At 62.2% G+C, this 19,570-nt stretch carries 15 protein-coding genes and 1 pseudogene; 4 read left to right on the top strand and 12 right to left on the bottom strand.

Going from position 1 to position 19,570, the window contains the following annotated elements; genetic code table 11:
- Window positions 1-20: 20 nt before the first annotated feature.
- Genes secF through yajC form a run of 3 tightly spaced genes read right to left on the bottom strand, consistent with a single transcriptional unit; the run spans window position 21 to window position 3,080 of the window.
- A complete protein-coding gene (secF, locus tag ACVJ19_RS31105) occupies window positions 21-1,040 on the bottom strand; it encodes a protein translocase subunit SecF (protein ID WP_453952956.1) in 1,020 nt (339 codons plus the stop codon).
- A gap of 10 nt (window positions 1,041-1,050) precedes the next feature.
- Window positions 1,051-2,655: a protein translocase subunit SecD gene (gene secD / locus ACVJ19_RS31110; protein WP_453952957.1), complete on the bottom strand. Its 1,605-nt coding sequence runs from the start codon at window positions 2,653-2,655 to the stop codon at window positions 1,051-1,053.
- A gap of 47 nt (window positions 2,656-2,702) precedes the next feature.
- The gene (gene yajC, locus ACVJ19_RS31115; protein ID WP_028171851.1) at window positions 2,703-3,080 is read right to left on the bottom strand and encodes a preprotein translocase subunit YajC; all 378 of its coding nucleotides are present in this window, start codon (window positions 3,078-3,080) and stop codon (window positions 2,703-2,705) included.
- A 181-nt stretch (window positions 3,081-3,261) separates the two neighbouring features.
- Between yajC and ACVJ19_RS31120 the strand changes: the two genes are divergently transcribed.
- Window positions 3,262-4,242: an ATP-binding protein gene (locus ACVJ19_RS31120; RefSeq protein ID WP_453952959.1), complete on the top strand. Its 981-nt coding sequence runs from the start codon at window positions 3,262-3,264 to the stop codon at window positions 4,240-4,242.
- 49 nt (window positions 4,243-4,291) lie between these two features.
- On the opposite strand, the gene ACVJ19_RS31125 is transcribed toward ACVJ19_RS31120, so the two are convergent.
- The 5 genes from ACVJ19_RS31125 to ACVJ19_RS31145 all read right to left on the bottom strand — a co-directional run bounded on the left by ACVJ19_RS31125 (window position 4,292) and on the right by ACVJ19_RS31145 (window position 11,248).
- Entirely contained in the window at window positions 4,292-5,782 is a 1,491-nt protein-coding gene (locus tag ACVJ19_RS31125) for an arylsulfatase (RefSeq protein ID WP_453952960.1), read from the bottom strand.
- 105 nt (window positions 5,783-5,887) lie between these two features.
- A complete protein-coding gene (locus ACVJ19_RS31130; RefSeq protein WP_453952961.1) occupies window positions 5,888-6,955 on the bottom strand; it encodes a SphA family protein in 1,068 nt (355 codons plus the stop codon).
- A 287-nt stretch (window positions 6,956-7,242) separates the two neighbouring features.
- Window positions 7,243-8,280, bottom strand: a complete 1,038-nt coding sequence (locus ACVJ19_RS31135) for an HAD family hydrolase (RefSeq protein ID WP_453952962.1) — start codon at window positions 8,278-8,280, stop codon at window positions 7,243-7,245.
- Window positions 8,281-8,458: 178 nt separating this feature from the next.
- Window positions 8,459-10,237, bottom strand: coding sequence for an arylsulfatase (locus tag ACVJ19_RS31140; protein ID WP_453952963.1), 1,779 nt, complete (start codon window positions 10,235-10,237; stop codon window positions 8,459-8,461).
- A 15-nt stretch (window positions 10,238-10,252) separates the two neighbouring features.
- Window positions 10,253-11,248 carry a formylglycine-generating enzyme family protein gene (locus ACVJ19_RS31145; RefSeq protein WP_453952964.1) on the bottom strand — a complete coding sequence of 332 codons (996 nt, stop codon included), beginning with the start codon at window positions 11,246-11,248 and terminating at the stop codon, window positions 10,253-10,255.
- Window positions 11,249-11,627: 379 nt separating this feature from the next.
- Between ACVJ19_RS31145 and ACVJ19_RS31150 the strand changes: the two genes are divergently transcribed.
- Window positions 11,628-12,896: an IS256 family transposase gene (locus ACVJ19_RS31150; RefSeq protein ID WP_014497957.1), complete on the top strand. Its 1,269-nt coding sequence runs from the start codon at window positions 11,628-11,630 to the stop codon at window positions 12,894-12,896.
- Between the two features lie 30 nt (window positions 12,897-12,926).
- On the opposite strand, the pseudogene ACVJ19_RS31155 reads toward ACVJ19_RS31150, so the two are convergent.
- Window positions 12,927-13,001: pseudogene (locus tag ACVJ19_RS31155) on the bottom strand (IS5/IS1182 family transposase); the annotation flags it as partial.
- Window positions 13,002-13,195: 194 nt separating this feature from the next.
- Between ACVJ19_RS31155 and ACVJ19_RS31160 the strand changes: the two are divergent.
- Window positions 13,196-15,628 (top strand): arylsulfatase, encoded by a 2,433-nt coding sequence (locus ACVJ19_RS31160; RefSeq protein WP_453955254.1) that lies wholly within the window; start codon window positions 13,196-13,198, stop codon window positions 15,626-15,628.
- Window positions 15,629-15,972: 344 nt separating this feature from the next.
- Here ACVJ19_RS31160 and ACVJ19_RS31165 read toward each other — a convergent pair whose 3' ends face one another.
- Complete coding sequence (locus ACVJ19_RS31165; RefSeq protein ID WP_453952965.1) at window positions 15,973-17,367, bottom strand: peptidoglycan DD-metalloendopeptidase family protein; 1,395 nt, start codon at window positions 17,365-17,367, stop codon at window positions 15,973-15,975.
- A 109-nt stretch (window positions 17,368-17,476) separates the two neighbouring features.
- Window positions 17,477-18,127: a protein-L-isoaspartate(D-aspartate) O-methyltransferase gene (locus ACVJ19_RS31170; RefSeq protein WP_453952966.1), complete on the bottom strand. Its 651-nt coding sequence runs from the start codon at window positions 18,125-18,127 to the stop codon at window positions 17,477-17,479.
- A 239-nt stretch (window positions 18,128-18,366) separates the two neighbouring features.
- On the opposite strand from ACVJ19_RS31170, the gene ACVJ19_RS31175 reads away from it, so the two are divergent.
- Window positions 18,367-18,738, top strand: a complete 372-nt coding sequence (locus ACVJ19_RS31175) for a response regulator (protein WP_258766807.1) — start codon at window positions 18,367-18,369, stop codon at window positions 18,736-18,738.
- Between the two features lie 19 nt (window positions 18,739-18,757).
- Here the strand turns inward: ACVJ19_RS31175 and surE are convergent, their stop codons facing one another.
- Window positions 18,758-19,525 (bottom strand): 5'/3'-nucleotidase SurE, encoded by a 768-nt coding sequence (gene surE / locus ACVJ19_RS31180; RefSeq protein WP_453952967.1) that lies wholly within the window; start codon window positions 19,523-19,525, stop codon window positions 18,758-18,760.
- Between the last annotated feature and the right edge of the window lie 45 nt (window positions 19,526-19,570).

Here is a 19,570-nt window from a genome sequence, read left to right on the forward strand (position 1 = left end):
GCGAGGGCCTGCAGTTCGGATCATGCCTTGTTTTTCTTCGCCGGCGTAGCCGTTTCCGGCGCATCCTCGCGATGCTCGCCGACGCCGAGATAGATCAGGATCGGCGCCGCAATGAAGATCGAGGTGTAGGTACCGACCAGCACCACGCCGAACATCATCACCGCCGTGAAGCTGTGGATAGCGTGGCCGCCGAACAGCAGCAGCGCGAGCAGTGCCAGCGTCACCGTGACGTGGGTGATGATCGAGCGCGACAGCGTCGAGTTGATGGACTCGTTGAGCAGCTGCGGCATCGGCATCTTCTTGTAGCGCCGCAGCATTTCGCGGATGCGGTCGTAGATGACGACGGTGTCGTTGAGCGAATAGCCGAGAATGGTCAGCAGCGCCGCGATGCTGGTCAGGTCGAAATCGACCTGGCTGATCGACATGAAGCCGATCGTCAGCACGATATCGTGCACGTTGGCGATCATGGCGCCCAGCGCGAACTGCCATTCGAACCGGAACCAGAGATAGATCAGGATCGCGATGATCGCGAGCATCAGGCCGAGCATGCCGTAGGCCAGGAGCTCACCGGCGACGCGCGGGCCGAGCACCTCGGTGCGCTGAATGTCGACGCTGTCGCCGAGCGCGCCACGAAGCTTCTGCAGGGCTGCCTGCTGTGCGGCGTCGCCACCCGGCTGTTCCGCAACACGGATCAGGACGTTCTCGGGGCCGCCGAACTGCTGCAACTGGACTTCGCCGAGACCCAGGGCGTCGAGCTTGGTGCGCATCGCCGCGATGTCGGCGATGCCGGACTTCGCCTTCACCTCCAGCAGCGTGCCGCCCTTGAAGTCGATACCGAGGTTCAGGCCGTGGGTGAAGAACAGCGTGATCGCGACGATCGACAGCGCGGCCGAGATCGGGAAGCTGATGCGGCGGAAGCGCGTGAAGTCGAAATGCGTGTTGTCCGGAACGATGCGCAGCGACGGCAACAGGCCGAGCGCCGCGACCACGGTGAGAATGGCAATGAGGACGCCGAGCCCGATGAGAACGGTGTGAGTCACGATCAGGCTCCTAGATCGGCACGCTCTGCGGCCGCTTCCACCGCACCCACCCGGCGACGATCAGCCGGGTCAGGGTGAAGGCGGTGAACACCGTGGTGATGATGCCGATGCCGAGCGTCACGGCGAAGCCGCGCACCGGGCCGGTGCCGATGTAGAACAGCACGGCGGCGGCAATGAAGGTGGTGATGTTGGAATCGAGGATGGTGGCGAGCGCCCGCTTGAAGCCGGCGTCGATCGCCGAGATCGCGTTGCGGCCGCCGCGCAACTCCTCACGGATGCGCTCGTAGATCAGCACGTTGGAGTCCACCGCGATGCCGACGGTGAGCACGATGCCGGCGATGCCGGGCAGCGTCAGCGTGGCATTGAGCAGCGACAACAGGCCGAAGATCATGGCGACGTTGATGGTCACCGCGACGTTCGCGAACACGCCGAACAGCCGGTAGGTCACGAGCATGAACACGATGACGAGGATCGAGCCGACATAGGCCGCGAGCTCGCCCTTCTCGATCGAGTCCTGGCCGAGGCCCGGACCGACGGTGCGTTCCTCGACCACCGTGAGCGGCGCCGGCAGCGCGCCGGCACGCAGCAGGATGGCGAGATCGTTGGCCGATTGCACCGTGAAATTGCCGGAGATCTGGCCCTGGCCGCCGGTAATCGGCTCGCGGATCACGGGCGCCGAGATCACCTTGTTGTCGAGCACGATCGCGAACGGCAGCCCCACATTCTCGGTGGTGGCCTGCGAGAATTTGCGCGCGCCCGAGGTGTTGAACTTGAAGCTGACGACCGGCTCGCCCGTGCGCTGGTCGAAGCTCGCCTGGGCGTCGGTCAGATCGCCGCCGGCGACCAGCACCTGCTTCTTGACCACGTAGGGCGTTGGCGGCGGCGAGGCGCTCATCAGAAGCTCGGATTCCGGCGGCAACCGTCCCTGCTGCGCCTGATCAGGCGGCACGGAGGTGTCGACCATGCGGAATTCCATCTTCGCGGTCTTGCCCAGCAGCTCCTTCAGGCGGGTCGGGTCCTGGAGACCGGGGACCTGCACCAGGATGCGGTCGTTGCCCTGGCGCTGGATGACGGGCTCGACGGTGCCGAGCTCGTTGACGCGGCGTTCGACGATCTGGATCGATTGCTCGATGGTCTTGCGCATGCGGTCGAGCATCGCAGCCTGCGGGATGTTCAGGCGGATCACGCCGCCGCCGGCGTCAGTCACTTCGAGGTCGCGCTGACCGCTGGATCCCATCAGACCGCCCAGCGGCTGGGACAATTCGCGCAGCTTGGCGAGTGCCGGCTGCACGTCGGTCTCCTTGGTGATGCGAACCTCGGCCGCGTCGTTGCGCACGGTCACGCCACCGGTGAAGCCGATCTTGGCATCGCGCAGCGTCCGGCGAACGTCGTCGCGGATCTGGTCCAGCCGCTCCTTCTTCACATAGTTGGAATCGACCTCGAGCAGCAGATAGGAGCCGCCCTGAAGGTCGAGGCCAAGCACGATCCGGCGCTGCGCCCAGGCGGGCCAGGTCTTGACCGTCGCCTCGGGGAAGAAGTTCGGGACCGCGCAGAGGCACACGATCAGCGCTGTAAGGATAATCCCCAGCACCCTCCACCGCGTGAAATACAACATCGACTGGACCTGTCAGATCAGGAGACTCGGGAGACTCGCGGAAGCGCTCACTTCGACGCGGCGTCGTCCTTGGCGGTTTCCTTCGCACTATCCTTGGATTCCTTCGCCGGCTCGCCCTTGGCGCGCACACCGGAGATCATCTGGCGCATCTGCCGCACGCGCACGCCGTCGGAAATCTCGAACTCGATCTGGTCGTCATCGACGACCTTGGTGACCTTGCCGACGAGGCCCCCCGAAGTCACGACGGTGTCGCCGCGGCGGATGTTCTTCACGAGGTCGGCATGGTCCCGGACCTTCTTCTGCTGCGGCCGCAGAATCAGGAAGTACATGATCACGAAGATCAGGGCGAACGGCAGCAGCGACATCAACATGCTGTTGGTGTCACCGGCGCCCGCAGCCTGGGCATACGCAGGGGTAATCAACATTCGGACGATCCTCGTGAGAACGGGGGAAAGCCGGTCAGGCCCTCAGGGGCGACCGGTTCGGTCAAATTCGCGCGGACTATAGCGGCCACCGCCCCAATTGCAACGCTGCCAGACCGTCGATTTGGCCACCTTGCGGCGCGCCGTCAGGCCCGATAAGGCTGCATTCTCAGGAACTTCGGACATGCCCAAAAAACCAAGCAAAAGCCCGGCCGGCAAAGGCCCCCGTACCCCTGCCGGCAAGCCCGCCCGCCTCGCGGCAAAACGCCCCACGGGGGCCGTCAAGACGGCCCCCGACCTCTCCCAGGAGCGCCTCGTCCGCGCACTGGAGACCATTGCGGCGCAGCTCGCCGCCCAGGGCAGTCCGGCCGTCGAGCCCGAGTCGTTCGGGCGGGCCGATGCCTATGTCTGGCACCCCGACGGCCGCCTCTCGGCCGTGCCGCGGGTCAGCCGCGTCGAGCTGTTCCTGCTCAAGGGCGTCGATCGGATGCGCGACATCCTGATGGAGAACACCGAGCGTTTCGCAGGCGGCCTGCCCGCCAACAACGCCCTGCTCTGGGGCGCGCGCGGCATGGGCAAATCATCGCTGGTGAAGGCGGCACATGCCAGCATCAATGCCGACCGCAAGTCCGCCGACAGGCTGAAGCTGATCGAGATCCACCGCGAGGACATCGAAACGCTGCCGATGCTGATGGAGAAGCTCCGCGACGCCAGCTTCCGCTTCATCGTATTCATCGACGACCTATCCTTCGACGGCAATGACGCGTCCTACAAATCACTCAAGGCCGTGCTGGAAGGCGGTATCGAGGGCCGGCCCGAGAACGTCATCCTGTACGCCACCTCCAACCGCCGCCATCTGCTGGCGCGCGACATGATCGAGAACGAGCGCTCGACCGCGATCAATCCCGGCGAAGCGGTCGAGGAGAAAGTCTCGCTGTCGGATCGCTTCGGTCTCTGGCTCGGCTTCCACCGTTGCAGCCAGGACGAATATCTCGCCATGGTGCGCGGCTATTGCAGCCATTTCGACATCAAGATCGAGGACGAGGCCCTGGAGCGCGAAGCGCTGGAATGGTCGACCACGCGCGGCTCCCGCTCGGGCCGCGTCGCCTGGCAGTTCGTGCAGGAGCTGGCAGGACGGCTGGGTGTGAAGCTGGCGGCGACGTAGCGGTCGGATCGCAACCCGGTTACGGCTGTCTTTCCCCGAAGGCGGGGAATCACGGGCGCGTGCGCATCAAACCCGGCTCTGGCGGCGTGTAGGGATCTGGAGTGCCAAGTTTGATCGGAGGGTACCTCTTGAAGCTCGCTTCCAGTTCTCCGATGATTCTTACTGCGGGATCGGCGACCCAGGAGTTTTGCGCGGCAACATCGCGTTCCTCCTTCCGGTCGGTCAGAAGATTGATGATTCTCGGCAAGGGCAATTTCTGCGGCGTGGCGTACATGGTTTCCTGCCAGATCAAATGGACTTTCCAGTTTCGCCATTTGACGGCTGAAAGCCGGTCGGCCACGTAGGCGGGAAACCCTTCGCGGTTTGAGGCCTCCTGCTTGCCCAAGAAGAAATCCAGCTGATCCACGCCGTCAATCGCGCGATCCGTAGGGACCTCTGCGCCCCCGACCCGCGCAAGCGTCGTGAAGAGGTCGACGATGTGAACGATTTCGTTGCTGATGCGGCCCGCCGGCACCTTGCCGGGCCAGCGAATGATGAACGGTGCCCGCAGTGAACCTTCCATCGCCGTGAAGTAAGTTCCGCGCCAGGGCCCGTTGTCACCTTCCCAGGGGTTGGTTGCCTCCGGGCCATTGTCGCTGGCGAATATCACAAGTGTGTCGTTTTCGATGCCTGCTTGCTTGATCGCATCGAGGATTTGGCCGGTGCGGTAGTCCAGTTCGGCCAGGCAATCGGCCCAATCGCCGTTGCCGGTTCTGCCCGCGAACTCAAGATTTGGGAGCGTCGGCATGTGAACGTGCGCGAACGGAACGTAGGCATAGAACGGCTTGCCTGAGCTCGCGTTGCGCTTGATGAACTCCACTGCACGGCTGGTGATCTCCGCGTCCATGGTGCGGCGGTGATCCACATCCAGCACAGCGACCTGTCGAGGCTTATCGCCCTTGCGTGCTTCATAGATATGTTGGGGGTGAACGACTTTCGCATTCCAGCCCTGCCTGTTTCCGACCGACGGCCACATGCTTTTTGTCTCGTCGAGGGATGGCCACATCGCCTCGTCATATGTGCGCGGGATGCCATACCACTCGTCGAAGCCCTGATTGGTGGGCATCCGGTCTTCGGCGCTGCCGAGATGCCATTTGCCCCACATCCCGGTTGCATAGCCCCGCCCGGACAACAGCTCCGCGGTCGTGATCTCCCACTGTGTTAATCCGTCGGGGACGCCGCCGATCGGAACTTCGTACGTGCCGGAGCGGATGGCAAAGCGCCCCGTGAGCAAGGCCGAGCGGGACGGCGTACACTGCGCTTCAACATTGAAGTTGAGCAGGCGCGTGCCCTCACTGGCGAGTGCGTCAATACGTGGCGTGGGCGCGCCGCGAAGGATACCGCCGCCATATACGCCCAGCTCGCCGTAGCCCAAATTGTCCGCGAGCATGACGACAATGTTGGGATTCCCAGGTTGCTGCGCTGCGGTAGGTGCGATCGTAATCGCTACGGCGGCGATTGAGGCCAACGAACCGAGCCAGATGGTTTTGCTCTTCGGCATTTTTTGCCCCTCAGATCAATAGGGCCCCTCTCCGACCAAGCTCGGCACCAATTTCCCTACGTGCCGATAGAGCCGGTTGCCGGTTTGTGCCGCCAGTTGATCCCCTTACTTCGTCACCCTGTGCCGGGTCGGCGCAACGGTGCTTTCAGGCGCGGCGGGCGAGATCGCAAAGGTCAGCCAGGTATTCCAGCCCGACGGCCGGTTCGCCGCATCGAATTCGCCATATCCCTTTATGTTCAGATATCCCTGCATGCCGCCAACCGGGAAAAGATAGCCGAACTGCGGACCGATGCCGAGAACCCGTGACCTGAAGCCACCGAGGGCTGGCAGTCCGCCGGTATCGTCGGAGATTTGCTGATAGGCATAGCCGACCAGACCTATGAAGGCCTGCTTCGAGAGAAATTTCGACGCGCCCCAATCGAAGTGGAAATCGACGCCGCTTTGAACCTGCGTGTCCGGGTTCTTGAAGTTGTAGGTGAAGCCAGCGACGCCGGAGAATTCATATCCCGTCATCGGGTTGAGGTAAGTGTAACCCCCGCCTGCGTCGATGGCGCCATGACCGATGCCGATGTTGGAGAGGCGGCTGGGTTCATAGGCACCGACTGGAATGTCGCCGGTCACGTAGGCCATGTAGTTGTGGACGCCGTCGTGCCACTTCATCGTGACCATCGGGTAGAGGTCGCCGAACCCGGTGAGCGAGTCCGATATGCTTCCCGTGCGGGTCGCCGAAATCGGACCGAACCCGGTCGTCAGCGTGCCATCGAGGGTCGTGCTGTTTCGGCCGTACACGCCCATGACGCCGACGGACAATTGCCCGCCGAGGACCGGTGTCGCGAACGTATACGTCGGAGCCAGGAACAGCAGGTCTGGCGGCGCGTTCAGACGGACGTCCAGGCTGACATTGACGTTCGGAGAGAAGCGGCCGACCTGGACTTCTCGGGCCGCTGCGGCAGCACCGGAAGCGGACACACTGGTGTGGTAGTAGATGGTCCCGAGGGACCAGCCGGGGGCGGTGGGTGCCGCTGCCAGACTGCCGAACAGCCCCGGGACCCAGAATGAGATGCCGCTCTCGTCGGCGCTGGCGATTTGCGGGGAAAACGCGAGAGCTGCAACCACAATCGCGCTGAGCAGAGTCGGTTTAGAGGTACCCGCAAATTCCAACGTGGGCTTCATCTGCAAATCTCCAAGCGCTAGAGGTGATGTGCATCAGGCTTTGGCGGTCGCGGTCACACCTTCCGTTCCGAGACCTGGTCCCGTCATGAGGCCCAAGCCCATTTCGAGGCAGAACGAATCCGAATTACGTCTCCGGTCTGCAAGTAAGCCATGTTCCAGGTCCGATGTCCGTTGTGAATTGGCCACAACCTGAAATTTAATTGGCGCGCTCTGCTCAATAGCGTGCATTTGGCTTGATGGTTGATTCGCACCGCATTCGCGCGGCCAGGAGCCTTACGATCTCGCCTCTAATCAAACGAAAAGATCCTCTTCCAGTCCTTCTTCATGTCCACAACGGTCCACCTGTTCAGCGCTGCAGCATCGAGAGCGACATCGAGCTTGCCGAAATGTGATTGGCGATCGTAGGCATATTCGCGTTCCGCGTCGGTATGGTGGACGATCAGGCCGAACCGCGCGCCGCTGGCACCGAGCGTCGCCCATTGCAGCATTTCGAGGTCGCCATCGGAGTTCCCGAAGGCGGCGATCGGACGCCGGCCAATGTGGCTATTGATCCCGATCGGCTTGCCGGCCTTGTCGTCGATGAAATCGACCTCGGGCAACCGAAATAGAACCGGCGTGCTGTCGCGCATTTCATAGCGGGTCTTGATTGACGATCCGACGACCTGCTCGGGAGGCACTCCATAAATCGTCTCGGCCCATGGCCGCATGAATTCGATGCCGCCACCCGACACGATGAAGGTCTTGAAGCCGTTGGCGCGGAGGTAAGCGAGCAATTCGAGCATAGGCTGATACACGAGTTCGGTGTAGGGGCGTTTGAAGCGAGCATCACGCGCGGTCGCAAGCCAGTCTGTGACGATCTTCTCAAACTCCGCTGTCGTCATGCCGGCGTGCGTCACCGCCACCAGCTCGGCCACGCCCTTTTCTCCGAAAGCTGCGAGCGCCTTCAGGTCCCCGTTCAGCACTGCCGCGAAGGGCTGCTTGTCCTTCCATTCCGGATGCATTGGCGCAAGAACCTTCACGCGATCCAGCACAAAAGCGAGCTGCCCATACATCGGCTGCTCGATCCAAAGCGTCCCGTCGTTGTCGAAGGTCGCGACGCGTTGATCGGGCGGTACGAAATAGGGCCCGCCACTCTCCGTGATCCGTGCGACAAAGTCGACGATCGAAGCTTTCGTCGGGCCCTCATTCCAGGATGGCAGAGGACCGGCTTGCGTCTGGGCCATGGCCGACGTGGAACGTAGAGCGGCAGACAGAAACGGAAGCATCGCCAGAGACGAGAGCAGTGAGCGACGGTCAAGGCGAGGAAATCGCATGAGCTGTTTCATGGTCAATCCGCATCGATTGTGCGGTCCCTACCGGTCAACATTGAAAGTGGGTGCGAGGCTGGCATATCGCTGCTGTTCTTCGCGCGCTTGCCGATATGCTGCTTCGTGAGCAGCTGGATTCTGACCGCAGTGAATTGGCGGGTGCCGAAGTGGCGCCCGCCAATTCACTATCGAGCCATTAGTCGCTGCGGCCGGCCGTTTTGGCCTGCTTGATCTGCTGTATCACCTGTTCGAGGTTATAGCTCGCCGGGTCCTGCAGCGGCGGGTACGCGATATAGCTCTCGAGTTCCTTCAGCCAGAGCGCCTGACCGATGGGCAGCATATTCCAGTCATAGACGTAGGCTGTAGAAGGGGAGCCGATGACGCCGCCCAGGCCCATGAGAGTCTTGTATTGTGAACCGATCGAGGTCTCGAACGGGTCTCGCTTGATATTGACGACCTGGGCCCAGTGATAGGGAAGCGCTCCCGCGATGAAGCCTTGCGGGTTGTCGGACACCATCGTGAAGTAGATCTTCCAGTTCTTGTAGCGGACCGCCGACGGATCCTTGCCCGAATAGTAGAAGAAGGTATCGCGCGCCGACTTTTCCGAACGCCCGGAAAGGTACTCGGTCTGATCGACGCCATCGAGCGTGGTTTTCACGATGCCGGGATATTGGCCGGTCTCGATGCGCCTCTTCAGTTGGTCGCCCTTTGCGCCGCCGCCGACGTTGACGAACGTCGGCAGCCAGTCGAGGGCTGCGAACATTTCGTTCTTGACGGTACCGGGCTTGATGACGCCCGGCCAGCGAACGAGGGCCGGCGCGCGCATGCCGCCTTCCCAGGTGCTCAGCTTGCCACCCTTGAACGGAGTGGTGCCGCCGTCCGGAAAGGTGATGGTTTCGGCACCGTTGTCGGTGGTGAACACGACGATCGTGTTGTCGAGTTGGCCCATGTCTTCGAGCTTCTTGAGCACCACGCCGATGTTATCGTCCATCTGCTTCATGCCGGCTTCGTTGAGGCCCCAGTCCTTGCCGCCCGCCTCGCCGACCATGCCCAGGTATTTGTCATTCAGCACGGTCGTGATGTGCATACGCGCAGGGTTGTACCAGACGAAGAAAGGCCTGCCCGTCGTCTTCGGATCGTTGCGATCGATGAAGTCGATGACCTTGGCCGAGATTTCTTCGTCAACACCCTTCGATCGGTCGAGTGTCAGCGGGCCCTGGTCGATGCACTGCTGAGTCCTGGATGTACCGTCCGACTTGCACGACAGGACGTTGCGCGGAGGCGTCAGGCAAACCGTCGTTTTCGGATCGACCGCGCCCGGTACCTCCGGGATGCCGGGGATCGGCGTATTCTTGCATGGCGGGGCAACTGTCTGCTGGGTGGGGGACTTATTGATGTCCGGGAAGCTCACGCCCTGCATCGCATCGAGGTGATACAGATAGCCCCAGTATTCCTGGAAGCCGTGAGCGGTCGGCAGCGCGTCGGTGTGATCGCCGAGATGGTTCTTGCCGAACTCGCCGGTGTTGTAGCCGAGATCGAGCAGGAACTTGGCGAGCGCCGGGGTGCCGGGCCGCAAATAGGACGGGCTGCCGGGCAGTTGCGGAGGAATCATTCCCGTTCGCAGCGGATGCATGCCGGTGAAGAAGGCATTGCGGCCGGCGGTGCAGCTCTGCTCGGCATAGTAATGCGTGAAGATCGCTCCTTCGTTGCCGATGCGATCGATGTTGGGCGTCTCACCGACCATCAGGCCGCGATGGTAGATGCTCGGCTGGTACAGGCCGATGTCGTCACCCATGATGAAGAGGATGTTGGGCTTTTGCGCCGGCTGCTGGGCGGCTGCCGGAGTGCTGATCAAGCCCGACGACGGCATCATCATCGTAGCACCGAGCAGCGCTGTGCAGGACCGCTTGATCCAGCTTTGCGTCTTGCGCGGCGTTGCAACCGAAAGCTTGTCATTGGATACGCAATTCAACATGGCATTGCTCTCCCGTTATGATGCGTTAGAGACACCTCGCCTGATGCACCGAAATCCGAGATGACTCGTGGATGTGTCGACCGGCTCCGCATGCCGCGCAGCCGGCCGGTAGCGCCGGCAGTAGTTCGGCGCGCACAAATGCGAGCCGCCTTTGATGACCTTGCGTGGAATCTTGACGTTGGTCGTTCTGGGGTCGTAGCTATCGGCCTCGCGGCCGCCGCGCGGGTTCTCTGGAATGCAGCACGCTTTCGCAGCGTCGGCCTCATGCCGAGGCGCGTACCAGTCGGACGTCCACTCCCAGACGTTGCCGATCATATCGTGCAGCCCGTATCCGTTCGGCGGAAATGCGGTGACCGGCGATGTCCGTTCGTACCCGTCGTCCCCAGTGTTCTGGCGTGGAAATTCGCCCTGCCAGGTGTTGGCCATGTGACGGCCCTCGGGCGTAAATTCATCTCCCCATGCGAACTCGGCGCCGTCCAGCCCGCCGCGCGCCGCGAATTCCCATTCCGCCTCGGTCGGCAAATCTTTGCCGGCCCATTTTGCGTAGGCGATCACGTCGCTGAACGCCACATGCACGACGGGATGATCGTCCAGCCCACGGATGTCGCTGCCCGGCCCGTAGGGATGCCGCCAGTTCGCGCCTTTGGCGAAGGTCCACCATTGGCTGAAGTCCCGGAGATTGACCGGATACCCGGGCGGAGAGAACATCAGCGAACCCGCATAGATCATATGCGGGAGAATTCCGGGATAATCCTTTGGATCGGGCTCGATCTCGGCAACGGTGACGTGGCCGGTAGCTCTGGCGAATGCCTTGAATTGCCGGTTCGTCACTGGATGGCGATCCATCCAGAACGCATCCACGGTGACGCGGTGGACCGGCGCTTCCTCCGGATAGTGCCGATCCGACCCCATGCGAAACGTGCCGCCCGGCACGTACAGCATCCCCTCACCTGCTGGATGCTGGAGCGATTGTCCGGAGTCAGGTGGTGATTTCGTATCAGCCAGTTTCATGACGATCTCCGGACCCGTGCGTCATTGGCCTGCGCCGCTACGAAAACGGAACGCCACTCTTCCAGGTTGATCTAGATCAAAGGTTCGAGATTGGGTCTTTCACGCCGGCCCTGGGTCGCTGGCAAGCTCAGCCATGTCCGTTGCGCCGTCGAAACCGAAGCAGACTCAAAACACTAGGGCGTGGACTATAACGCGCGGCCAGCCATAGCCGGATAGATGCGAGTTGGACCAAGGCAAGGTAGTTTCCCGCAAGCCTGTTGTAGCGCGTCGCCACACGACGACATGAGCTATGCGGGAAACTGGGTGATGACGGAATGAGATAGGCGGCGTATCGAGGCGGGTGTCGAGCCTGCCAGAACCTCAAGGAGAGCGATACGCCATGAACGAGCATAGCAACATTGTCCCACTGCGTCAGCCCGATGAGATCGACGATCCACTGACGAATATTTTGCGATCTGGTGCTCGGCAGCTGCTTGCGCAGGCTGTCGAGATGGAAGCCGAGGCGTTTCTCGCCGCGATGAAGGGCTTGAAGCTTCCCGATGGCCGCGACCGCCTCGTGCGGCACGGCCATGGTCCAGTGCGGACGATCCAGACGGGGATCGGCGCCGTCGAAGTCGCCCGGGTAAAGATTCGCGATCGCGCGGTGACCAGCGATGGCGAGCGGATCCGCTTCACCTCGGCGATCCTGCCGTTGTGGGCACGGCGCACGAAGAGCTTGGATGCACTTTTGCCGGTTCTGTACCTGCGAGGCATCTCGACGGGCGACTTCCAGGAGGCGCTGGCGGCGCTCCTGGGCAAGGATGCGCCGAATCTTTCTCCGGCGGTGGTTTCCAGACTGACGACGGAGTGGCAGCTCGAGTACGAGCGTTGGCAGAAGCGCGATCTGTCGGCGCGCCGGTACGTATACGTGTGGGCGGACGGCGTCTTCCTGCAGGCTCGCATGGAAGACCACAGCGAATGCATGCTGGTGCTGATCGGCGCGACGCCGGAAGGCAAGAAGGAACTCATCGGCTTCCAGGTCGGCGTGCGCGAGAGCACGCAGAGCTGGCACGAACTGCTCGTCGAGGCGAAAACCCGTGGGCTGAAGATCGCCCCGGAAATCGCCGTCGGTGACGGCGCGCTCGGCTTCTGGAAGGCGCTCGACGAGGTCTTTCCCGCCACGCGACATCAGCGGTGCTGGGTGCACAAAACCGCGAATATCTTGAACAAAGTCGCAGTGTCGGTACAGGCCAGCATGAAGAAGGATCTGCGCGAGGTCTATTTGGCGTCCAACCGAGCTTCGGCCGAAGTGGCGATCGATGTCTTTGCCGAGAAATACGGAGCGAAGTACGACAAGGCGGTCGAGTGCCTGACGAAAGATCGCGACGCAATGCTTGCGTTCTACGAATTCCCCGCCGAGCATTGGGACCACTTGCGGACGACGAATCCCATCGAAAGCGTGTTCGCGACGGTCCGGCACAGAACGGTGCGCACGAAAGGTTCGTTATCGTCAACGACTGCCAAGTTGATGGTGTTCAAGCTGCTCTGCGCCGCATCAAAGACCTGGCGGCGGCTGAAAGGCACAAATCAGTTGCCGAAGGTCAGCGCAGGTGTCAGATTCGAAAACGGCATCGAGGTCATCCAAGTGCCGGAAAACCACGCCGCCTGATCGCCTCGTCACCCAAAATCCCGCATAGCTCCGACGACATTGCTTGATCCCGTTGAAGAACCGTTCAACCTGGTTGCGAGCGCGATAAAGGTACGGGCTGAAGCATCACCGCTGAAACCGTCGAAAATGACCCCGAACGGACATTCCTTGATCTAGATCAATCGCGAACAGCGGCGTCCCATAAATTGCTGGCGGTGAGCCAATCTCAACTTAGCGTGGAATATTCGTGGCGGCCATCGCAGGAGAGCATCGTGACCAAGATTGCGAGTTTCCTATCATCGTCAAGTATTCTCCTCTGCATGTCGCTTGCGCCGGGTGCATGGGCCCAGCAAATCACGGGCACGCCAGGTTCGCCCAGCGCGACGATAACCCTTGATGGCAAGCAGCTTCCGCCTGAGCCTCCGAAGTTCGACGGTGTGATCAAGGAAGATGCGAAAGACTCCAAGCCTTACTGGCCACCGTCCGTGGCGCCGCCGAAGGGCGCACCAAACGTGCTGTTGATCATGACCGACGACCAGGGTTATGGCGTGTCCGGCACCTTCGGTGGCGTCATCCCCACCCCGAGCATGGATCGCATTGCCAAGGCGGGCTTGCGCTTTACGCAATTTCACTCGACGGCACTTTGTTCGCCGACCCGAGCAGCGCTTATCACTGGCCGCAACCACCATTCTGTTGGGTTCGGCGTAATCGGAGAATTGTCTACCGGCTACCCAGGCTACGATTCCGTCATCGGACCTGAGAGCGCCACGGTCGGCACCATTCTGCGGGACAACGGCTTTGCCACGTCCTGGTTCGGCAAGAACCATAACACGCCGACCTATTTGTACAGCGCGGCCGGGCCCTTCGACCAATGGCCGGTCGGCATGGGATTTCAGTATTTTTACGGGTTCATGGGCGGCGAGACCGACCAGTGGACGCCGTATCTTTATAAGAACACGACCCAGATTTTCCCGTGGATCGGCAAGTCTGACTACAACCTCACCACCGATATGGCGGACGAAGCCATCAACTACATGAACAGCCTGAACGCGGCCGCACCCGACAAGCCGTTCTTCCTTTATTATGTGCCCGGCGGCACCCACTCGCCGCACCAGCCAAAGAAGGAATGGATCGATAAGTTCAAAGGCAAGTTCGACATGGGTTGGGAGAAGCTGCGCGAGCAGATTTTCACCAACCAGAAGAAGCTCGGCGTGATCCCCGCGAATACCCAACTCACTGCCTGGCCCGATACCCTGCCGAAGTGGGACTCGCTCTCATCGATCCAGAAGAAACTTTACGCGCGCGAGGCCGAGGTGTTTGCCGGTTACGCAGCCTACACCGACAACGAGATCGGTCGCGTCATCCAGGCGGTCGAGGACATGGGTAAGCTCGACAACACGCTGATCATCTACATCAGCGGCGACAACGGCACTAGCGCCGAGGGCACGCTCGAGGGTACCCCGAACCAGATGACCGCCTACAACGGCGTACTGAAACTGCCGGAGGCCGAGTTGATGCTCCACTATGAGAATTGGGGCTCCGACAAAACCTACCCGCATATGTCGGTCGCTTGGTCGTGGGCGTTCGATACCCCGTTCAAATGGACCAAGCAGGTGGCATCGCACTTCGGTGGTACCCGGCAAGGCATGGTTATATCGTGGCCCGGCCACATCAAAGACGTTGGCGGCATTCGCAGTCAGTTCCACCACATCATCGATATCGTACCGACCATCCTTGAAGCCACCGGCATTCAGGCGCCAGCGACGGTCAACGGTATCGCGCAAAAGCCGATCGAGGGTGTGAGCATGGCTTACACATTTGATCAGGGCAACGCCAACGCACCGTCAAAGCGCGACACGCAATATTTCGAGATGTTCGCCAATCGCGGCATCTACCACGATGGCTGGTATGCCTGCACGACGCCGCCCGAAGCACCTTGGCTTATGGGCACGGCAAAGATGCCCGACATCAACGAATACAAGTGGGAACTCTACAACATCGCTGACGATTTCTCGCAAAACAACGATCTCGCGGCCAAAAACCCCGACAAGCTCAAGGAGCTGCAGGCGATGTTCCTGAGCGAAGCGGCGAAATACCAGGTCTTGCCGCTGGACAACTCCGTCTTGCCGCGCCTCGTCACGCCGCGGCCGAGCGCGACCGCAGGAAAAACTGTTTTCACCTACACGGGACCGAACCCCGGCATTCCTGCCGAGAATGCGCCCAGCATCATGAACAAGGACTACAAGATCACCGCCGAGATAACAGTCCCGGCAGGCGGGGCTGAGGGAATGATCGTTACTCTCGGCGGCCGGTTCAGCGGCTATGGCCTGTACTTGCTGAAGGGCAAGCCGGTCTTCGTTTACAACATGCTGGATTTGAAACGATACCGCTGGGAAGGTGGCGTGGGTGCGCGGGATTGGTTGGGTTCTGCGCTCAAGCCGGGCAAGCACACCATCGTATTCGATTTTAGATATGATGGACCCGGCCCGGCCAAGGGCGGCACTGGGGTGCTGTCGGTGGATGGCAAGGAGTACGCCCGCCGGTCGATCCCGCACTCGATTGGGTTCCTAATGGCCATCGACGAGTCCTTCGACGTTGGCGTCGATAGCCGCACGGGCGTGGATGACAGTTACAAGCTGCCGTTCCAGTTCACCGGAAAAATCGACAAGCTGACATTCAACCTCGGGCCGACCCAGATGACCAGCGATGAACAAAAGGTCATGCGGCACGCACTTGAAAGAGCACGCGACTGAGACGGCAAGCTTGGGCACGCGTTTCCGCTTCTGCCCGTCGCGACATATTGCGCTGCCGCACGAATTTGGTCGCTATAGGAGCAAAGCGGACGTAGTCACCAGTCACATGACGCCGCCGGGTTTATAGGTACACGGCCTAGAAGATCGCACCGACAGCCATCGGCTACTTTGCATGGGGTTGTTTTTCCAAATTTGATTGTACGCCATGGTTCGAGGCAGCTTCTCGGCTTGGCGACCGCCGCCTCTGGAATACTGGATCGCCCGCTCCAGTGCGCAATGCGCACAAGGCGGGCGATGACAGCATATTCGTGGTGATTGCGCGTCCGACTTTGTGGGCCCGCGTCTCACGCCCCGTTCAGGAATTGAAGCGGGTCAACCGGGCTCGATCCCTTGCGGATCTCGAAGTGGAGCTGCGGCGACGCCACCTCACCGGATTGACCCGACTTGGCAATGACCTGACCGCGCTTGATGGTATCGCCGCGCTTCACCAGCAGCTCACTCGCATGGGCATATGCGGTGACGTAGCCGTTGGAGTGCCGAACCAGGACCAGATTGCCGTAACCCTTCAACTCGTTGCCGGAATAGGCGACGACGCCGTCTTCAGCCGCCTTGACCGGCGTACCCTCGGGCACCGCGAGATTGATGCCGTCGTTGGACTTGCCATTGGTCTTGGCGCCGTAGGTCGTGACCACCTTGCCGCGCACCGGCCAGCGGAAGGTCGGCAACGCACCGGTGGCCTCCGCAGCCTTCGCCGGCGTCTCGGCGGGCTTCTCTTCGACATTCGCTGTTGCCTGGGCCAGGCGCGCGCTCTGCACGGGGGCGACAGCCGCCATCTTGGTGGCGGGAGCCGGTGCCGGAGCAGCCGCCACAGGCTGCAGCGTTCCTGCAACCGGTGCCGCTGCGACGGGCGCCGCGGCAACCGGGGCCGCAACCGCAGCCGTCTTCGCACTAGGCACGGTCAGCTTGGTGCCGAGCTTGAGCTTGGCCGACGGATCAAGGCCGTTGGCCCGCGCGAGCTCGGCGGCCGAGATATGGTTCTTGCGGGCGATGCTCGCGAGCGTGTCGCCGCGATTGACGAAATGACTGCTCGGCGGCGCCGCAACGGCTGCAACCGGCTTCGCAGCGGGAGCCGCGGCGACAGGAGCCATCGCAGGCGCGGGTGCAGCGGCCGTGGCCGGATGCGGGATGATCAGTTGCTGACCGGGCGAGAGCGCGCGCGGCCCCTTGTAGCCGTTGGCGGCGAGGATCGCCTGCGGCGTGACATGGTAGCGCTTGGCGAGCACGTCGAGCGTGTCGCTGGTGCCGACGATGATCTTGGTCCCGCCGGCCGGTTGGGCGGCCGCGACCGAGCGCGGCAGCACGGTGGCCGTGGTCTCCAGGTGCGGCTGTGCCGGGGGCGCGTAGGAGCTGACGCCGCGGCCGCCTCCGGACACGCCGCCACCCGAAGTGACGGGATAGGATTGCGGCGCGGATACCGCCGGCGGCGGCAAGGGCTGCGACTGATAGTAACCGGGCTGCGTCTGCGGCCGCGCATATTGCGGCAGCTCACGCGGCTGCTGCGGCGGCGGCGCCTGCTGCACCGAACCGGTCTGGTCAGAGGCGAAGGGATTGGAGAAATTCGACTGGGACAGCCGCGACGACATGTCGGCGCTGCACCCTGCAAAGCTGAAGGAGATCAGCGCCAGCACCGCGACCTGCGGCACGCGGCGCGAGTAAAGCAACTCGGCGACGACAGACATGGTTACTCACTCGTACGCAACAGAACTGGTGTTTTAAGTAAACACGCGCCGAGTAAATAACGGCTTAACCCTCCCAATAAGATGTTGGCGGCACAGCCAATCCGGAATTCTACAGCTCCCGCGCCACGCCGGGCAGTGCCGGCACGAAGCGGACCTCGACGAGTTCCTTGCGCTCGATCCCGGCTTCGGTCCGGGTCAGGCGGATCAGCGTCTGCACGCCCTGATGCGGCCCGACCGGGGCGATCAGGATGCCGCCGACATCGAGCCGCTCAATCAGGTTCTCCGGAATCTGCTCCATCGCGGCGGTCACGATGATGCGGTCGAACGGCCCGATATTGGGCGGCAGGTTGAGGCCATCGCCGAGCATCACCTCGACATTGTGACAATCGAGCTTTTCAAGCCTGGCGCGTGCGGCATCGGCCAGCTTGCGATAGCGCTCGACGGTCAGCACCTGGCCCGCGAGCCGCGACAGCACCGCCGCCTGATAGCCGGAGCCCGCGCCGATCTCGAGCACGCGGTGCTGCTTCCGGAGTTGGAGCTGCTCGGTCATGTAGGCGACGACGAAGGGCTGGCTGATGGTCTGCCCGCACGCGATCGGCAGCGCGCTATCGCGATAGGCCCCCTCGCGATCGGCCTCATCGACGAAAAGCTCGCGCGGCACCTCCTCCATGGTCCTCAGCACCGCCTGATCGCTGATGCCCCGACGCCTCAGCGTGAGCTGAAACATCATTTTTTCCGGCGGATGCTGATTGGGAGTCATCGCTGCTTGTATCGTCTCGTCAGGTCCGGATCGGCGCTTGCACAACTCAAGGCCCGGGCGGGAATCTTGTTCCTGCCCCGGAACCCATGATAGCCTTTTGCTGAAGTATTTGACCACAAATTGGCTTGCAGCGGCCAAGCCGCAAAGGCCATTTTCGGGCGCTCGTTCGCCGAAACGCGCATTGCGTCGATTCGCGTTATCTGCGAACGTTTTCGCAAATGGGCAAGGACTCACCGACAATGACTGCGACAGGGCTTTCGGGCCGCTCTGTATTCCTCGTCGAAGACGAGGTGATGATCAGGATGATGGTCGCGGACATGCTCGAAGAGCTCGGCTACAAGGTCGCGGCCGAAGCCGGCGATATCACCGAGGCCATGCGGCTTGCCCAGGCCACCGAATTCGACATCGCCATCCTCGACGTCAACGTCAACGGCAAGGTCATCTCACCGGTCGCCGATGTGATCAGGGCGAAGGGCTGCCCGTTCATCTTCGCCACCGGCTACGGCTCCTCGGGCCTGCCCGAGCAGTATCGCGACCGGCCGGCGTTGCAGAAGCCGTTCCAGCTCGACGCGCTCGGCAAGACCATCGAAGCCGCCCTTCGCGGCGGCTAGCCGCTATTTCCAAATCTTCTTATTTCAGCGTCGCGCTCAGCGCTTCCGAGAACGCTTCGTTGGTGCGATCGAGCCTGAGCGGGGTGACCGAGACATAGCGATCGCGCAGCGCGGCGAGATCGGTGCCGTCGGCGGGCGTATCCATCATCGCCGCACGCTCGAAGCCGATCCAGAAATAGGGGTTGTTGCGCCCGTCCCTGCGCTCGTCGATCCTGAGGAAGCCGAGATTGCGCTTGCCCTGCCGCGTGACGCGAATGCCGAGCACGTCATCGGGCGCGCAGGACGGGAAGTTGACGTTGATCACGGTGTCTTTCGGGATGCCTGCGGCGATCACCTTGCGCAGGATGTCGGGACCGAACTTCCGCGCGGTGTCCCACGGCGGCCGTTCGCGGGTCTCGACGCTGAACTCCTGCGACAGCGCGAACGACGGCAGCCCGAGGATGGTGCCTTCCAGCGCGCCGGCGATGGTGCCGGAATAGACCACGTCCTCGGCGACGTTGCGGCCCTTGTTGACGCCCGACAGCACGACATCGGGCGGCTTGGTGCCGAGGATATGCCGCGCCCCCATGATCACGCAGTCGGTCGGAGTGCCGCGCACGGCAAAGTGCCGCGGACCGACCTCGCGCAGGCGCAGGGGGTCGTTCAGCGACAGCGAATGCGACACGCCGGACTGATCGAGCTCGGGCGCTACCACCCAGACGTCGTCGGACAAGGCAAGCGCGATCTCCTCCACGACCTTGAGGCCGGGAGCGTGGATGCCGTCGTCATTGGTGCAGAGGATGCGCATGCGAGAGGTCGATTCCAGAAAGCGGGGTCCGAGCCGTCTTAACCG

Source organism: Bradyrhizobium sp. USDA 376 (assembly GCF_054063675.1).

What these genes read in the sequence shown, in the direction of transcription:
- secD (WP_453952957.1), bottom strand. Translation starts at nt 2,655, where the DNA reads ATGTTGTATTTCACGCGGTGGAGGGTGCTGGGGATTATCCTTACAGCG.
- yajC (WP_028171851.1), bottom strand. Translation starts at nt 3,080, where the DNA reads ATGTTGATTACCCCTGCGTATGCCCAGGCTGCGGGCGCCGGTGACACC.
- ACVJ19_RS31120 (WP_453952959.1), top strand. Translation starts at nt 3,262, where the DNA reads ATGCCCAAAAAACCAAGCAAAAGCCCGGCCGGCAAAGGCCCCCGTACC.
- ACVJ19_RS31125 (WP_453952960.1), bottom strand. Translation starts at nt 5,782, where the DNA reads ATGCCGAAGAGCAAAACCATCTGGCTCGGTTCGTTGGCCTCAATCGCC.
- ACVJ19_RS31130 (WP_453952961.1), bottom strand. Translation starts at nt 6,955, where the DNA reads ATGAAGCCCACGTTGGAATTTGCGGGTACCTCTAAACCGACTCTGCTC.
- ACVJ19_RS31135 (WP_453952962.1), bottom strand. Translation starts at nt 8,280, where the DNA reads ATGAAACAGCTCATGCGATTTCCTCGCCTTGACCGTCGCTCACTGCTC.
- ACVJ19_RS31140 (WP_453952963.1), bottom strand. Translation starts at nt 10,237, where the DNA reads ATGTTGAATTGCGTATCCAATGACAAGCTTTCGGTTGCAACGCCGCGC.
- ACVJ19_RS31145 (WP_453952964.1), bottom strand. Translation starts at nt 11,248, where the DNA reads ATGAAACTGGCTGATACGAAATCACCACCTGACTCCGGACAATCGCTC.
- ACVJ19_RS31150 (WP_014497957.1), top strand. Translation starts at nt 11,628, where the DNA reads ATGAACGAGCATAGCAACATTGTCCCACTGCGTCAGCCCGATGAGATC.
- ACVJ19_RS31160 (WP_453955254.1), top strand. Translation starts at nt 13,196, where the DNA reads ATGTCGCTTGCGCCGGGTGCATGGGCCCAGCAAATCACGGGCACGCCA.
- ACVJ19_RS31165 (WP_453952965.1), bottom strand. Translation starts at nt 17,367, where the DNA reads ATGTCTGTCGTCGCCGAGTTGCTTTACTCGCGCCGCGTGCCGCAGGTC.
- ACVJ19_RS31170 (WP_453952966.1), bottom strand. Translation starts at nt 18,127, where the DNA reads ATGACTCCCAATCAGCATCCGCCGGAAAAAATGATGTTTCAGCTCACG.
- ACVJ19_RS31175 (WP_258766807.1), top strand. Translation starts at nt 18,367, where the DNA reads ATGACTGCGACAGGGCTTTCGGGCCGCTCTGTATTCCTCGTCGAAGAC.
- surE (WP_453952967.1), bottom strand. Translation starts at nt 19,525, where the DNA reads ATGCGCATCCTCTGCACCAATGACGACGGCATCCACGCTCCCGGCCTC.